Below are 14,665 nucleotides of genomic sequence, written 5' to 3'. Positions count from 1 at the left end.
TCAGCCGCCGTCGGCGGTGGTCTGTATCTCGGCGACCGACAGCGGCACCCGTCCGGTGGCTCCGAGCGGGCCGAGGTCGCCGCCGGGGGAGTCACACGCGCCCGTGCACGTCCAGCGCACCGAGTAGTAGACGGTCGCCGTGACGGTGTAGGGCCGCGCCGAGGCGCGCTGGTACGCGTGCGCGCACGAGGACACCACCCCGCGCGCGTAGGGCGTCCCGGGACCGTCGCAGGTGAGGGTGGTCTCGCCCAGGTCCCACTGGACGCGCTGCGGGCGGCCGGTCATCGTGACCCGCTGCCCGTCCACCGCCACGGACGCGCGCCGCTCTCCCCAGGCCGCCCCCTCGATCCACAGGTAGGTGGGCAGCCGCACGAAAGTGCGCCGGGCCGGGCTCGTGCGCGGGCGCGGGGGAGGCAGGTAGAAGGCGTCCCGGGCCATCTGGACGACGTCGGCGGTCGGCGTGCGCGGCGCCTCCGGCAGCGTGATGCAGTGGTCGGCGCCGCCGGTCGGCCCGCACATCGGCACGACCTCGATCTGCGGCACCGCGTCCGCGCGCGCTTGGCCGCCGCTGCCGGGGGCGGGCGCGGCCGCCTGATGGTGGCCGGGCGACGACGCGCCGACGCTGCACAGCCAGCCGTTCGTCCGCGTGCATCCGGCGTCGACCGGGACGGCGAGCGCGGCGGCGGCGGTGAGCAGGACGGTCAGCATCGCGGGTCCTCCGGGTAGGTGACGAGCGCGACCTTCCAAGCGCCCTTCGCCCGCACCAGCCGCGCGTACAGCAGGTAGCGGCCCGCCTTCGGCGCGCGTCCCACGCGGGCGCCGGTGGCGGCGCGGTACGTCCACAGCCCCGACGTCGTCACGCAGTCCACCACGTCGGCGGACGCGGCCCGCGCTGCGCGAAGCTGCGGGTGCGGCACCGAGTGCCCGCGCTGCACCACGCCCGCGCGGCGGTTGGCCCGCAGCGCCGTCAGCAGCCGCGCGGCCGCCGCGCCCGTCGCGGCCTGCCGGACCCGCCCGGCGTCGCCGGTCGCCAGGCTGTACTCGAACACCTCGTGGAAGCGGCGGTAGGCGTCCAGGACGGGCGTGCCGTCCGCCGCCGCACTACCGCGGACGGTGGCGGCGGCCCCGTTCGTCCCGGACGGCTGCAGCGCGCCCGAGGCCGGGGGCGGCAGCGAGCAGCCCGCCGCGAACAAGAGCGCCGCTGCGGGCGGCGCGGTCCTGCGCAACGCCATCGGTCCTCCTGGGGGGTCGCCAGGCACGGTAGCGACGGCGCGGCGGCCCGCAGGCCAGGACGGCGGAACGTCCCGATCCGCCCGCTCAGGCGCGGCCGATGGCGGCGACCAGGTCGAGGCCGAGCAGCAGGTCGACGTGCACGACCGTCTCCAGCTTGGCGCCCGGCGGCACCTCCGGGTCGGCGGCGAGCCGGTCCAGCACCGCCAGCACGCCCGGGGTGTCGAGGTCGTCGGCGAACGCCGCCTCGGCCTCGTCCACATAGCCGCGGTCCAGGGGACGGCCCGGCTGCGTCGCCCACTCCGCGACGGACCCGCGCAGCCGCTCCAAGCGCTCCACCGCCGCGATGAGACCGGCGGAGGTCAGCGTGAACGGCGTCCCGTAGGGGACCTCCAGCAGCGCGAGCCGCACGCCGAGCGGATCGAGGCTGGCGTTCGCCATGAGCGCGTACCAGCCGGCCTCCTCGGCCACCGGCGCGACCTCGACCGCGCGCCCGTCCCCGCCGCCTCCCGTCACCACCGCCAGGTCGCCGGCCGGCGCGTCCTCCACCGCGAACGGGCGGATGCCGTAGTCGCTCCAGTCCTGGTCGTGCACGGCGAACTCCGGCGCCGCGGTCACCCGGACCTGGCGCCTGCCGCGCCCGGCGACCCGCGCGAGCACGTCGGCGACGACCAGCGCCCGCAACGTCACCGGCCCGGGCAGCCCGACCCGCAGCACCCGCCCCGCGGGCAGTTCGGCGGCCTGTCCAGAGCGAGAATCGACCAGTCGCAGCATGCCCGCCACCCTAATTCCCCACCCCATGACCACCTGGTCGCTCCGCGTTGACTTGCGGCGTGTTGCGCTTTTGGAGCGCTCCAGAAGCGCAACACGCCGCAAGTCGACGAGTGGTGACCGGGCGGTCAGTAGACGCTGCTGCTGCCGTCGGCCTTGCGGACGGCGGCGAAGCGGAGGCGGACGTAGTCGGCGACCCAGCCCGACTCGCGGCGCAGGGCCGGGGCGGCGAGGTCGTTGACGCGTTGCAGCAGCGGCTCGACCAGTTCGGGCGGGACCTCGGCGAGCGCGCCGGGGGCGTAGACGCGGATCCAGTCGGCGGCGCCGTTCGGGCCCTCCACCATCCGCGACGGCCGCTCGGCGTGCTCCAGGAGGCGGACGGTGAAGCCGCCCTCCTCCAGCCGGCCCGCGTACTCGGCGGGGCTCGGGAAGTACCAGGGCAGCTCGGGTTCGGACAGGCCGAACACCCGCCAGGCCGTCTGCATCGCCACGATGAGCTCGGCGCAGTTGCCCTCGCCGCCGAGCTCGCCGACGAACCGGCCGCCGGGGCGCAGCGACTCGTGGACGCGCGCGATCACGGCGTCGGGGTCGCGGGTCATCCAGTGCAGCGCCGCGTTGGAGGCGACCGCGTCGAAGGACTCGCTGGTGGTGAAGCAGTGCGCGTCGTCGATGGCGAACGACAGCTCCGGATGCAGCGCCTTCGCCTGCGCGATCATCTCCGGCGATCCGTCGATGCCGAGCACCGCCGCGCCGCGCTCGGCGATCTCCGCGGCGAACGCGCCGGTGCCGCAGCCCAGATCGATGATCTTCTCGCCGGGCTGCGGGTCGAGCAGGTCGACCAGCGGCGCGCCGTGCGCGGAGACGTACCCGAACGCGGTGTCGTACGTCGTCACGGCCCAATGCACGGTCGTAATTTATCTGGATAACCCCGGTGATGGTGTGCGGAGGGGTCCATCCGCCGTCCGGGGCCCGCCGCGGCCCCGCCCGGCGAGGGCCGGCGCGCGGTCCCGGTACGGTCGTGGCCATGAGCGAGGGTGGCGGCGCGCGCGCCGAGGTCAGGATCGTCGGAACCGAGCGGCCGGACGGCCTGGAGCTGCGCACTCTCGGCCTCGCCGCCCGCGGCCTGCCCGAGCTGCGCACCACCGGCCTGCCGCCCTATCTCGGCCAGGGCTGGGCGCGGGTGCTTGGCCTCGTCGCGCAGCGGATGGCCGCGTCCGGCCTGGCGGGCCCCGCCGAGGTCGAGGTGGGCGAGGGGGTGGCGGTGCTGCTCGCCGCCGACCGCGGCGGCCTCGCCGTGCTGCCGCCCGCCGGGCGGGCCCGCGACGTCCAGCGCTGGCGCCGCGACCTGGTGGAGCGGCTGTTCCCCGAGGCCCGCGCCTGACCGGTCCCGGCCGCTGCCTAGAATCCCGTTCTACGCCATCTGCCGCGGAGGGACGCCCATGTCGTACACCGAGATCGAGTACGCGGTCCGGGACGGGATCGCCACGATCACGCTGAACCGGCCGCAGCGCATGAACGCCTACACCTGGGTGATGCGCGGGGAGATGCTGGACGCGTTCGAGCGGGTGGACGCCGACGACGACGTGCGCGCCGTCGTGGTGACCGGCGCCGGCCGGGCGTTCTGCGCGGGCGCCGACCTGGAGGGCGGCGGCGACACCTTCAACAAGGACAAGTCGCAGGACATGTTCGCGGGCGAGGGCGACGTCCTGGAGGACGGCACCCCGCGCGACGGCGGCGGCACCGTCGCGCTCCGCATCGCGCGCTGCCTGAAGCCGGTCATCGGCGCGTTCAACGGCGCCGCCGTCGGCGTCGGCGCGACCGTGACGCTGCCGATGGACATCCGCATCGCCAGCGAGAAGGCCCGCTTCGGGTTCGTGTTCGCGCGCCGCGGCATCGTCACCGAGGCCGCCTCGTCGTGGTTCCTGCCGCGCATCGTCGGGATCTCGCAGGCGATGGAGTGGGCCGCGACGGGCCGCGTCTTCGACGCCGCCGAGGCGCTCCGCGGCGGCCTGGTGTCGCGCGTCGTCGCGCCGGGCGAGCTGCTGCCCGCCGCCTACGCGATCGGCCGCGAGATCGCCGACAACACCTCGGCGGTGTCGGTCGCCGCGATCCGCCGCCTCATGTGGTCGGGCCTGTCGTCGACGACGCCGTGGGACGCGCACGCCGCCGACTCGCGCCTCATGGCCGCCTTCGGCGCCGCGCCCGACGCCGCCGAGGGCATCGCCTCCTTCCTGGAGAAGCGGGCCGCCGCCTTCCCGATGAAGGTGAGCTCGGACCTGCCGGAGCAGGTACCGGACTGGCCGCTGCGCTGACGCGCGCGCCACGCGCCGCTTGCCCCCGGAAGACCCTGGTTTTCCGGGGGTTTTGCGCTTCCCGGGACGCCGCCGCCCGATCGCAGGGAATTGATCATTTAGGGCGTGTGGCACCGACCGCGCCGGGTACGAGCCCTCTTAGCGACACTTTCGGGGGTAAGTGGTGCGAAGCGCATACATGGTGGCGCTCGGTGCGGTTGTCCTGGCAGCCGGATGCGGGCAGGTGACGGCCGAGCGGGCGGGGCAGGCGCAGCAGGCGGCGGTGGCGAAGCGGCGGGCGGACACGCCGACGCCCACACCGACGCCGAGCCCGCCGCCGCCGCGCGACATCGACTGCGCGAAGGTGAAGTGCCTCGCGCTCACCTTCGACGACGGTCCCGGCGAGTACACCGAGCGGCTGCTGAAGACGCTCCAGGACGAGGGCGTGCGCGCCACGTTCTTCATGCTCGGCGAGAACGTCCACCACTACCGCGACCTCGTGCGGCGCATGGCGCTGGACGGGCAGGAGCTCGCCAACCACAGCTGGTCGCACCCGCAGCTCACCGGGCTGACCAGCAGCGCGGTCCGCTCCCAGGTGCGGCGCACCCAGAACGCGATCAAGGAGGCGGCGGGCGTCACGCCGGCGCTGTTCCGGCCGCCCTACGGCGCCACCGACAAGCGCGTCGGCAAGGCCGTCGGGATGCCCGAGATCGTGTGGAGCGTCGACACCCTGGACTGGCGCTACCGCAGCGTCTCGCGCGCCCGGCGCGTCGGGGTGAAGGAGCCCAAGCGCAACGGCGTGGTGCTGTTCCACGACATCCACGAGTCGACCGTGGACGCGATGCCCGCCGTGGTGGACGGCCTCAAGCGGCGCGGGTTCACCCTGGTCACGGTGTCGGAGCTGTACCGGGGCACGCCGCTGAAGGCCGGCCGCCTCTACCCGAAGTGGTGAGCGGCCGGCCCGCGCCCTACAGCTCCAGCTCGGGCTTCAGCCGGCTCATCGTCCAGCGCCGCTGCAGCCGGACGACGAGGACCAGCAGGGCGAGCGCGACCGCCAGGTAGCCGGCGAGGACGGTGAGGTCGCGGAGGACGATCGACCGCTCGCCGCCCGAGATGACCGCGCGCATCGGCTCCACGAAGTAGGTCATCGGGACGACGTCGTGGATCGCCCGGAACGGCATCGGCAGCGTCTGCACCGGGTAGAGGCCGCCGCACGAGACGAGCTGCAGGATCAGCAGGAACAGCGCGAGGGAGTCGCCGACCGCGCCGAACGCCAGGCGCAGGACGTGCACGATCGCGCTGAAGGTGGCGAGGCCGAGCGCCATGACGCCGAGCGTCCCGGCCGTCGTGACCGGATCCAGGCCGAGCCCGAACTGCAGGGCCAGGAACAGCACCAGCGCGGCGACCAGGCCCATGAACAGCACCGGCAGCCACGCCGCGAACGCGACCGTCGCCGCGCCCGCCGGGCCGGCGAGGAGGCGCCCCGACACCGGCCGCAGCAGCAGGAACGCGACGATCCCGAACACCCACAGCGCGATCGCGATGAAGAACGGGGCGAGGCCGCGCCCGTAGTTGCCGGCGGGGTGCAGGTTCGAGGTGGACACGTTCACCGGGTTCGCGAAGCCCGCCGCCGCGTCCGTCCCGTAGGAGGGGACCTGCTTCTCGGCGGACTCCAGGCCGTCGGCGAGCTTCTGCGACCCCGACAGGAGCTGCGCGTTGCCGGTGTCGAGCTCCTCGGCGCCCGCCGCCAGCTTGGCATTGCCCGCGTCGAGCTCCTTCGCGCCGTTCAGCAGTGTGGTGTTGCCCGCGTCGAGCCGGTGGGCGCCCGCCGCCAGCTTGCCGCTGCCGGCGTCGAGCTGCCGGGCACCGGCGAGCAGCTTGACGTTGCCCGCGTCGAGCTGCTGGGCACCGCTGAGGAGCTTGCCGCTCCCGGTGTCGAGCTGCCGGGCACCGGCGAGCAGCTTGGTGTTGCCGGCGTCGAGCTGGTGGGCACCGGAAGCCAGCCTGCCGCCGCCCGCGTCGAGCTGCTGCGCGCCCGCGAGGAGCCGGGCGTTGCCGGCGTCCAGCGACCGGGCACCCGTCAGCAGCTTCCCGGTGCCCGCGTGCAGGGCCGCGCCGGCCTTCTGCGCGGTGGCGAGGTTCGCGTCCAGCTCGGCGGCACCGGACGCGACCCGCGCGCCGCCCCGGTCCAGCGCGGCGAGCCCGGACGCGGCGCCCGCCAGCTTCGCCTGGAGCGCCGGGACGTCCTTCTTGAGGGCGACGGCGTCCGCCGCGACGCGGTGCGCGGTGGCGTCCACCCCGGCGGCCAGCCGGGCGATCTCGCGGGCGTCCCGGGTCAGCCGGTCGGCGATCCTCAGGATCTCCTGGAAGACGGGGTCGGCGCGCAGCTCGGGATGCCGGTCCGCGAGCCGGTTCAGGCGGCTGACCAGGGCGTGGTCCACCTGCTCGGCGAGCGCGAGGGTGCCGCGGTAGGCGGGCACGTCGGCGACGGCGGGGTAGGCGGCGGCGAGGTCGCGCAGCCGGTCGGCGACGGTGCCGTCCAGGTCGCGCAGGGAGGTCTGGAGGCGCTGGTACTGGACGCTGCGGCGGATCTCGGGGCGGTCGGCGGGCAGCCCGTTCAGCCACGCGTCGATCTGGCCGGTGATGCGGGCGATGCGGGCGGACACCGACGCCGCGAGCGAGCTCAGCCGCGCCGCGTCCCCGGTGGCGTCCACGGCGGTGTCGGCGAGGCCGGGCAGCGCCTCGGCCGCCCGTGTCGCGACCGGGCCCGCCTCGGTGTTCAGTGCGTGCAGGCTCGTCGCCAGCTCGGCCGCGCCGGGCGCCAGCTCGCCGCTGCCCGCCTTCAACCGCGTGAGGCCGTCGGCGAGCTGCGCGGTGCCCTGGTCGGCGGTGCCGAGGCCGCCCGCGAGCTGCGACGAGCCCGACTTGGCGGCGGTGAGAGCGGTGACGAGCGCGCCCGTGCCGGTCTCGGCCGCGTCCAGGCCGTCGGCGAGCTGCGCGGAACCGCTCTTGGCGCTGGTGAGGCCCGTGACGAGGGCGCCGGTGCCGGACTTGGCGGTGCCGAGGGCCGTCACGAGCTGCCCGGAACCGTCCTTGGCCTGGCCGAGGCCGGTGACGAGCGCGCCGGTGCCCGTCCGGGCGGTGTCCAGGCCGCTCGCTAGCTGTGCCGAGCCGTCCTTGGCCTGACCGAGACCGGTGACGAGCGCGCCCGTGCCGGTCTTCGCGGTCTGGAGGCCGTCGGCGAGCTGGGCGGAGCCGTCCTTGGCCTGCGCGATGCCGTCGTGCAGCTCGGCGGCGCCGTTCGCGGCGTCGCCGAGCCCGTCGCGCAGCTCCCCGAGCTTGCCGAACGCGGCCTGGAAGTAGGCGGTGACCGCCGCCGCCGACACCTTCCGCTCCAGCTCCGACTTGATCGTGTCGGCCATGATGCCGACCAGGTAGTTGTTGGCGTCGTCCAGCTCGATCATCATGGCGGCCTTCTGCGGCGTGCCGTTCGCGCCGCTCGCCAGCCTGGCGCTGAAGTCGGGCGGCACCGAGATCGTGGCCAGGTAGCGGCCCGCCTTCAGCCCGTCGCGGGCGTCGGCCGCGCCGGTGAAGCGCCAGTCCAGGATGCGGTCCTTCTTCAGCTCGGCGACGAAGTCGGCGCCCGCCTGGACGCGGCGGCCGTCCACGGTCACCGGCCGGTCCGCGTCCACGACCGCCACCGGCACCCGGTCGATCTTGGAGTAGGGGTCCCAGTTCGACCACAGGTAGATCCCGCCGTACAGCAGCGGCACGACGGCGAGGAAGGCCAGCCCGGCCCGCTGGAGCGGCGTCCGGAACCGGCGGAGCTCGTAGGCGGCGAGCCGGAGCGCCCTCACGCGCCCTCCCCGAGCCGGACGAGGACGTCGGCGGACCCCTCGGCGGGCGCGGCGTCGGCGGCCGACGCGACCACCGCCGCGTCGCTGGAGCGCGCGACCCGCGCGGCGGTCTCCCAGAGGGCGCGCTGCGCGGCGAGGCCGGCGCCGTCGTCCAGGTCGTCGAGGACGATGAGCCGCGGCGACTCCAGCAGCGCGAGGCCGAGCGCGAGGCGGGTGCCCTCGGCGGACCCGATGTCGCCGACGAGCGCCCGGTCCCCGGCCGACAGCCCGACGAGCGCCCGCACGTCCTCGAAGGCGTCGGCGCGGAGGCCCTTCACCGTCAGGGTGCGCTCGCGGACGTGGTCGCCGACGGTGAGGTCGGGGTCGAGGACGGCCGCGCCGCCCGCCCGCGCGACCGCCGCCGCGCGCCGCACCTCGCGCTCGTCGCCCGGCAGCTCGCGCCCGCACACCCGCAGCTCCCCGGCGGACGGGCGCATCCGGCCCGCCAGCGCCAGCAGCAGCGAGGTGCGGCCGCTGCCGCCCGGACCGGCGACCGCGACGACGTCCCCGGCGAGCGCGCGCAGCGCCACCCCGGAGAAGATCCAGCCGCGGCGGGTGCGGACGCCGAGGCCATCGGCGTCCACCACCGGCTCCGGATGCTCGTGCTCGGCGGCTCCGGCGTCCTGGGGGCCGGGGCGGGGCACTGCCGTTTCGCTCACCAGAACACGCTGGGGCGTAACGGGCGCGTCCCGGCGGCGGCGCTCACCCGGGAGCCGCACTCATCGCCAAGCTTTTGCCGGGCGTTAGCGCGGCCCGGCGGACGCGTCCCCGCGCAGGTCAGGGACGGGGACGGCGGCGCGGCGGGGCCGGCGGGACGACCTTGGCGGCGACCATCGACGCCTCCTCGACCTCGGCGAGATCGCCCGTCCGGCGGCGCACCCGCAGCACCGACCCGGACCAGGATTCGAGGACTCCCACCACGTCGCTGTACTCTCCCGTTGGCAGACGGCGGCGCAGCGAGATCCGCTGGCCCACGTCCGCCGCACTGATCGAGACGACCAGCCTCGCGGCGATGCGGCCCGGCATCCTAAGGACCCCCGTGTCGAATCGATGGAAGCGTGACGGCCATACTATTCACAGCGAGCTTGCGGTGAGCCGGGAGAGGAGTCACTAAGGTGACCTACGTCATTGCGCAGCCCTGCGTGGACCTGCTCGACAAGGCATGTATCGAGGAGTGCCCGGTCGACTGCATCTACGAGGGCAAGCGCCAGCTCTACATCCACCCCGACGAGTGCGTCGACTGCGGTGCGTGCGAGCCGGTGTGCCCGGTGGAGGCCATCTACTACGAGGACGACGTCCCCGAGCAGTGGAAGGACTTCTACAAGGTCAACGTGGAGTTCTTCGACGACCTCGGCTCGCCGGGCGGCGCCTCCAAGGTCGGCAAGATCGACAAGGACCACCCGATCGTCGCCGCGCTGCCCCCGCAGACGCAGGACTGACGCCCGGAGACACCCCGGACAGGCCGTGGCCGCCCGCTCGCCGGGCCGGCCGCGGCCTTTCGGATCCACCGCCCTTTCCACCGTGCGAGGAGGCCGGCGTGCGCGCGCTGCCCGATTTCCCCTGGGACCGTCTACAGCCCTACCGCGACCGGGCCGCCGCCCACCCCGGCGGCGTGGTGGACCTGTCGATCGGCACGCCCGTCGACCCGACGCCCGAGCCGATCCGCGCCGCCCTCGCCGCGGCCGCCGACGCGCACGGCTACCCCGCCACCTACGGCACGCCCGCGCTGCGCGAGTCCGTCGCGGGCTGGCTCGCCCGCCGCCACGGCGTCGCGGGCGCCGACCCCGGCGCCGTCCTGCCCGTCATCGGCACCAAGGAGCTCGTCGCCTGGCTGCCGACGCTCCTCGGCCTCGGCGCGGGCGACAAGGTCGTCTTCCCCGAGCTGGCCTACCCGACCTACGACGTCGGCGCCCGTCTCGCCGGCGCCGAGTCCGTCGCCACCGACGGCCTGCTCGCCCTCGGGCCCGTGGCGCCGAAGCTGGTGTGGGTGAACTCGCCGTCCAACCCGACCGGCAAGGTGCTGCCCGCCGAGCACCTGCGCAAGGTCGTGTCCTGGGCGCGCGAGCGCGGCGCGGTCGTCGCGAGCGACGAGTGCTACCTGGACTTCGGCTGGGATCCCGCGCACGAGCCGGTCTCGGTCCTGCACCCCGACGTCTGCGGCGGCTCGCACGAGGGCCTGCTCGCCGTCAACTCGCTGTCCAAGCGCTCCAACCTCGCCGGGTACCGGGCCGGGATCGTCACCGGCGACCCCGTCCTGGTGAAGCGGCTGCTGGAGATCCGCAAGCACGCCGGGATGATCGTCCCGGCGCCGGTGCAGGCCGCCATGATCGCCGCGTTCGACGACGAGACGCACGTCGACGCCCAGCGCGCGCGCTACGCCGCCCGCCGCGCGACGCTGCGCGAGGCGTTCGAGCGGCACGGGTTCCGCATCGACCACTCCGAGGCGTCGCTGTACCTGTGGGCGACGCGCGGCGAGTCGTGCTGGGACACCGTCGGGCACCTGGCCGACCTCGGCATCATCGTCGGCCCCGGCGACTTCTACGGCCCGGCGGGGGCGCGGCACGTCCGCATCGCCTTCACCGCCACCGACGAGCGCGTGGCCGAGGGCGCCGCCCGGCTGGGATGATCACGGCATGCTGCAAGCCTGCCCGAACGGCGCCCGCACCCGGGCCGAGTGCGCGCACCTGCCGGTGACTCCCGCCGAGCTGGCGGCGGCGGCCCGTGACGCGGTCGCCGCCGGTGCCACCGACCTGCACGTCCACCCCAAGGACGCCGGGGGAGCCGACTCCCTGGCGCCCGCCGACGTCGCCGCCGCCGTCACGGCCGTGCGGGCGGCCGTCCCGGGCGTCCCCGTGGGCGTGACGACAGGTGCGTGGGCGGTGCCCGACCCCGCGCGGCGCGCCGCGCTCGTCCGCGCCTGGACGGTGCTGCCCGACCACGCCTCGGTCAACTGGCACGAGGACGGCGCGGACGCCGTCGCGGACGCGCTGCTGGAGCGCGGCGTCGGCATCGAGGCCGGGATCTTCTCCGGGACGGGTGCCGCCGCCCGCTTCCTCGCCTGGCCGGGCGCGGGCCGCGTCCTGCGCGTGCTCGCCGAGGTCACCGACACCGACCCGGCGACGGCGCCGGACACGGCCGCCGCGCTTCTGGACGCGCTCGCGGGCGCGGCCCGTCCCGTCCTGCTGCACGGCGAGGACGGCGGCGCCTGGCCCGTCCTGCGCCTGGCCGCCGCGCGGGGCCTGGACACCCGGATCGGCCTGGAGGACGTCCTCGCCCTGCCGGACGGGACGGCGGCGGACGGCAACGCCGCGCTCGTCCGCGCCGCCCGTCAGATCCTCAGCGCCCGCTGACGGCGTCCGCCGCGCCGTCCTGGCGGGGGACCGAGCGGCGGATCGCCTCGTCGACCGCGCGCTGGAACGCCGTCACCAGCGACTGGATCATCAGCGGCTTCAGCTTGCCGGTGAGCTCCAGCAGCCGCTCGCGCTCCTCGGGCGGGCGGCCGCGCTCGCGGTAGGGGCGCACGACGGTGTCCTGGAACGCCCGCTGGAGCTCCTCGGCGAGCGCGCTCGTGTGCCGCGCGACGGCCTCGTGGCTCGCCACGAGCGTCTCCAGCGGCATCGGCAGGTCGGCCATCTCGGCGCTCACCCCGAGCAGCGCCGGGCTGAGCACGCGGATCCGGTCGCCGTCGACCTCCAGGACGCCGAGCGCGGCGAGGCGGGCCAGCACGACGTCGTCCAGGTGGCGGCCGGCGCGGCGGTCCAGCTCGTGCCGGTCCATGTCCTCGGTCCGCTCGGGCGCCCACGGCGACAGCAGGGCGCGCTGGAGCGCGAGGTCCTCCGGTTGCGCGTCGAGCGGGATGCGTTCGAGGTGCTGCTCGATCGCGCTCAGCGTCAGGCCGAGGGCCTGGAGCTCGCGGACGAGTTCGAGGCGCGCGAGGTGCTCGTCCCCGTACAGCCCGGTCCGGCCGCGCAGCCGCGGCGGCGGCAGCAGGCCGCGCCCCGCGTAGTAGCGCACGGTGCGGACGGTGACGCCCGCCCGCGCGGCCAGCTCGTCCACCGTGAGCTCGGTCATGCGCGGCTCCCTGGGGTGATGTATGTGACAGTCCTAGTGTTACATTTATCTTGTATCAGCACGCACTTACCGCCTTGAGGAGCCCCACCGCATGGCACGAGCGATCTTCACCGAGGAGCACGAGGAATTCCGCGACATGGTGCGGTCCTTCATCGAGAAGGAGATCGCGCCGTACCACGCGCAGTGGGAGAAGGACGGCATCGTCTCCCGCCAGGTGTGGGAGGCGGCCGGCCGGCAGGGCCTGCTCGGCATCGAGATGCCCGAGGAGTACGGGGGCGGCGGCAACACCGACTACCGGTACTACGCGGTCTTCAACGAGGAGCTCGCCAAGGCGTCCGCGAGCGGCCCCGGCTTCGCCGTCCACAACGACGTCTGCGGCGGTTACCTGCTCGGGCTGCTGAACGACGAGCAGAAGGCGCGCTGGCTGCCCGGCTACTGCTCGGGCGAGCTGATCGCCGCCATCGCGATGACCGAGCCGGCCGCCGGGTCGGACCTGCAGGGCATCAAGTCGACCGCGATCCTCGACGGCGACGACTACGTCCTCAACGGGTCCAAGACCTTCATCACCAACGGCATCCTGTCCGACATCGTCATCGTCGCCGCCAAGACCGATCCGTCGGCGGGCGCCCGCGGCGTCAGCCTGCTCGTCGTCGAGCGCGGCATGGAGGGCTTCTCCCGCGGCCGCAACCTCGACAAGGTCGGCATGCACGCCCAGGACACCGCCGAGCTGTTCTTCGACGCGGTCCGCGTCCCGAAGGCCAACCTGCTCGGCGAGGAGGGCATGGGCTTCATCTACCTCATGCAGAACCTCGCCCGCGAGCGCCTCTGCATCGCGGTGTCGGCCGTCGCGGGCGCCCAGTCGGCGTTCGAGCAGACGCTGGAGTACGCCAAGACCCGCGAGGCGTTCGGCCGCCCGATCGGCAAGTTCCAGCACAACCGCTTCACCCTCGCCGAGATCAAGACCGAGATCACCGTGTCCCGGGCCTTCCTCGACCAGTGCATCGACAAGGAGAGCCGCGGCGAGCTCGACGCCGAGGAGGCGTCGATGGTCAAGTACTGGACCACCGAGATGCTGAAGACGGTCGTCGACCGCTGCGTTCAGCTCCACGGCGGCTACGGCTACATGAACGAGTACCCGATCGCCAAGGCCTACCAGGACGTCCGCATCCAGACCATCTTCGGCGGCACCACCGAGATCATGAAAGAGATCATCGGCCGCGGCCTCGGCATCTGACCCGCGCCGCACCCGCACGGAGGCCCGCCACCCCCCCCGGGCGGCGGGCCTCTCCGCGTCACACGGCCGCCGGGTCGCGCTCGGCGTTCAGCACGCACCACACCGACTTCCCGCCGCCCCGCAGCGGACGCCACCCGAGCTCGCGGGTCGTGAGCCGCACCAGGAACAGCCCGCGCCCGCCCTCGGTCGTCGGATCCTCACCCAGGATCAGCGGGGGCCGATCGCTCGAGTCGAGCACTTCCAGCACGGCACCGCCCGTGACGTCGAGAAAGGCGCGCACCTCGATCGCCCCGCCGGAGATGTCCCCGTGCCGCAGCGCATTGGTGATCAGCTCGCTGGCGACCATTTCCGCCGCGTCACCGGCGTCCGCCGGAAATCCGTGATCATAAACCCAGTCCCCGACCCACCGGCGACCGATCTTCACTTCTTCCGGACTACAGTCGATCTTAATGATCGCCCGGCCGTTCATGCTCGGCGGCGGCGCCCCCATCTTGATCGTTTCCCGGCTGTGAACCAGTACCACCGGCATGGTGGCCAGCAGTCCGTGGGTCGGTCCGCCGACATGCGCCCGTTCTTCCCGCTGCCCGGGCGGCCGGGCGGGAGTAATGTATTAGCGTATGGAATATATCGTCGTTTGAATGGTCATCGATCGATGCTCCTCCGTTTGTTGCCCTTTATGGCCCTGGGTGTCGCCCTGCTGGTCTGCGCCTATTTATGGTGGGCGAAGATCGAGGGTCATATCGAAGATTCCGCTGACGATTTCATGGTGAATCAATTCGATGTTCCGCGCGCGGCGAGGCGTGTGAGATGGCAGGGAGCGGCATTTTTCGCGGTTGTCGGCGTGGGAACTCTGATCTGGGTGGTCTGTTCGCTGTAAGCCGGGGCCGATGAGAAGCTCGACCTTCCGGGCGGTGACCGCCTGGTCGCTTGTGGGGCGGGGCGGTGAGTCGCCTGCCGGGCTCGCCATTGTCGGGCGATCCTGATGAGCGGTCCGACCGCTGTGGGCGCGGGCGGTCGTCGGCCTTGGCGGTGAAGGCGGTGTTCGCGGCGTGGTGGTCGGAAAGGTGGGCGGTGGGCGCCGTCCGTCCTGGTCCCCGGGTCGGTCAGGGTGGCGTGCTCGCCCGGCCGGCGCTCTGGCGGGCCCTTCGGCAGGGAGTCGGCGAACAGTCGCG

The 14,665-nt window shown here is 74.1% G+C and carries 17 protein-coding genes; 8 read left to right on the top strand and 9 right to left on the bottom strand.

Annotation, left to right across the window (positions count from 1 at the left end):
• The 4 genes from K1Y72_RS03555 to K1Y72_RS03540 all read right to left on the bottom strand — a co-directional run bounded on the left by K1Y72_RS03555 (position 1) and on the right by K1Y72_RS03540 (position 2,906).
• Complete coding sequence (locus tag K1Y72_RS03555; protein WP_220163178.1) at positions 1-708, bottom strand: hypothetical protein; 708 nt, start codon at positions 706-708, stop codon at positions 1-3.
• Complete coding sequence (locus K1Y72_RS03550) at positions 702-1,232, bottom strand: hypothetical protein (protein ID WP_220163176.1); 531 nt, start codon at positions 1,230-1,232, stop codon at positions 702-704. Before K1Y72_RS03550 ends, K1Y72_RS03555 begins: the two co-directional genes overlap by 7 nt.
• A gap of 85 nt (positions 1,233-1,317) precedes the next feature.
• A complete protein-coding gene (locus K1Y72_RS03545) occupies positions 1,318-2,004 on the bottom strand; it encodes a hypothetical protein (protein ID WP_220163174.1) in 687 nt (228 codons plus the stop codon).
• Positions 2,005-2,129: 125 nt separating this feature from the next.
• A complete protein-coding gene (locus K1Y72_RS03540) occupies positions 2,130-2,906 on the bottom strand; it encodes a class I SAM-dependent methyltransferase (RefSeq protein ID WP_220163172.1) in 777 nt (258 codons plus the stop codon).
• A 119-nt stretch (positions 2,907-3,025) separates the two neighbouring features.
• On the opposite strand from K1Y72_RS03540, the gene K1Y72_RS03535 reads away from it, so the two are divergent.
• The 3 genes from K1Y72_RS03535 to K1Y72_RS03525 all read left to right on the top strand — a co-directional run bounded on the left by K1Y72_RS03535 (position 3,026) and on the right by K1Y72_RS03525 (position 5,244).
• A complete protein-coding gene (locus K1Y72_RS03535) occupies positions 3,026-3,382 on the top strand; it encodes a hypothetical protein (protein ID WP_220163170.1) in 357 nt (118 codons plus the stop codon).
• A gap of 58 nt (positions 3,383-3,440) precedes the next feature.
• Complete coding sequence (locus tag K1Y72_RS03530; RefSeq protein ID WP_220163168.1) at positions 3,441-4,313, top strand: crotonase/enoyl-CoA hydratase family protein; 873 nt, start codon at positions 3,441-3,443, stop codon at positions 4,311-4,313.
• 223 nt (positions 4,314-4,536) lie between these two features.
• A complete protein-coding gene (locus K1Y72_RS03525) occupies positions 4,537-5,244 on the top strand; it encodes a polysaccharide deacetylase family protein (protein ID WP_308286867.1) in 708 nt (235 codons plus the stop codon).
• Positions 5,245-5,260: 16 nt separating this feature from the next.
• Here K1Y72_RS03525 and K1Y72_RS03520 read toward each other — a convergent pair whose 3' ends face one another.
• The 3 genes from K1Y72_RS03520 to K1Y72_RS37710 all read right to left on the bottom strand — a co-directional run bounded on the left by K1Y72_RS03520 (position 5,261) and on the right by K1Y72_RS37710 (position 9,214).
• Positions 5,261-8,149, bottom strand: coding sequence for a YhgE/Pip domain-containing protein (locus K1Y72_RS03520; RefSeq protein ID WP_220163166.1), 2,889 nt, complete (start codon positions 8,147-8,149; stop codon positions 5,261-5,263).
• On the bottom strand, positions 8,146-8,847 hold the full coding sequence (locus K1Y72_RS03515; RefSeq protein ID WP_220163164.1) for an ATP-binding cassette domain-containing protein: 702 nt from the start codon (positions 8,845-8,847) through the stop codon (positions 8,146-8,148). Before K1Y72_RS03515 ends, K1Y72_RS03520 begins: the two co-directional genes overlap by 4 nt.
• Before the next feature lie 118 nt (positions 8,848-8,965).
• Positions 8,966-9,214, bottom strand: coding sequence for a putative acetyltransferase (locus K1Y72_RS37710; protein WP_220163161.1), 249 nt, complete (start codon positions 9,212-9,214; stop codon positions 8,966-8,968).
• Between the two features lie 89 nt (positions 9,215-9,303).
• On the opposite strand from K1Y72_RS37710, the gene fdxA reads away from it, so the two are divergent.
• The 3 genes from fdxA to K1Y72_RS03495 all read left to right on the top strand — a co-directional run bounded on the left by fdxA (position 9,304) and on the right by K1Y72_RS03495 (position 11,538).
• A complete protein-coding gene (gene fdxA, locus K1Y72_RS03505; RefSeq protein ID WP_018655720.1) occupies positions 9,304-9,627 on the top strand; it encodes a ferredoxin in 324 nt (107 codons plus the stop codon).
• Positions 9,628-9,725: 98 nt separating this feature from the next.
• Positions 9,726-10,814, top strand: a complete 1,089-nt coding sequence (dapC, locus tag K1Y72_RS03500) for a succinyldiaminopimelate transaminase (RefSeq protein ID WP_220163159.1) — start codon at positions 9,726-9,728, stop codon at positions 10,812-10,814.
• 7 nt (positions 10,815-10,821) lie between these two features.
• Complete coding sequence (locus K1Y72_RS03495; protein WP_220163157.1) at positions 10,822-11,538, top strand: 3-keto-5-aminohexanoate cleavage protein; 717 nt, start codon at positions 10,822-10,824, stop codon at positions 11,536-11,538.
• Here the strand turns inward: K1Y72_RS03495 and K1Y72_RS03490 are convergent.
• Positions 11,525-12,259 (bottom strand): MerR family transcriptional regulator, encoded by a 735-nt coding sequence (locus K1Y72_RS03490; RefSeq protein WP_220163155.1) that lies wholly within the window; start codon positions 12,257-12,259, stop codon positions 11,525-11,527. The genes K1Y72_RS03495 and K1Y72_RS03490 overlap by 14 nt on opposite strands.
• A gap of 91 nt (positions 12,260-12,350) precedes the next feature.
• Between K1Y72_RS03490 and K1Y72_RS03485 the strand changes: the two genes are divergently transcribed.
• Entirely contained in the window at positions 12,351-13,493 is a 1,143-nt protein-coding gene (locus K1Y72_RS03485) for an acyl-CoA dehydrogenase family protein (protein ID WP_220163153.1), read from the top strand.
• Positions 13,494-13,551: 58 nt separating this feature from the next.
• Here K1Y72_RS03485 and K1Y72_RS03480 read toward each other — a convergent pair whose 3' ends face one another.
• The gene (locus tag K1Y72_RS03480) at positions 13,552-14,022 is read right to left on the bottom strand and encodes an ATP-binding protein (RefSeq protein ID WP_220163151.1); all 471 of its coding nucleotides are present in this window, start codon (positions 14,020-14,022) and stop codon (positions 13,552-13,554) included.
• Between K1Y72_RS03480 and K1Y72_RS03475 the strand changes: the two genes are divergently transcribed.
• The gene (locus tag K1Y72_RS03475) at positions 14,002-14,370 is read left to right on the top strand and encodes a hypothetical protein (protein WP_220163149.1); all 369 of its coding nucleotides are present in this window, start codon (positions 14,002-14,004) and stop codon (positions 14,368-14,370) included. The two genes, K1Y72_RS03480 and K1Y72_RS03475, sit on opposite strands and share 21 nt — an antisense overlap.
• The last annotated feature ends 295 nt before the right edge of the window (positions 14,371-14,665 follow it).

The sequence above is a fragment of the Actinomadura parmotrematis genome (assembly GCF_019458805.1).
GTDB classification, from domain to species: domain Bacteria; phylum Actinomycetota; class Actinomycetes; order Streptosporangiales; family Streptosporangiaceae; genus Spirillospora; species Spirillospora parmotrematis.
Note: the sequence above shows the minus strand (reverse complement) of the source record. Positions and strands in the feature narration are given on the sequence as shown.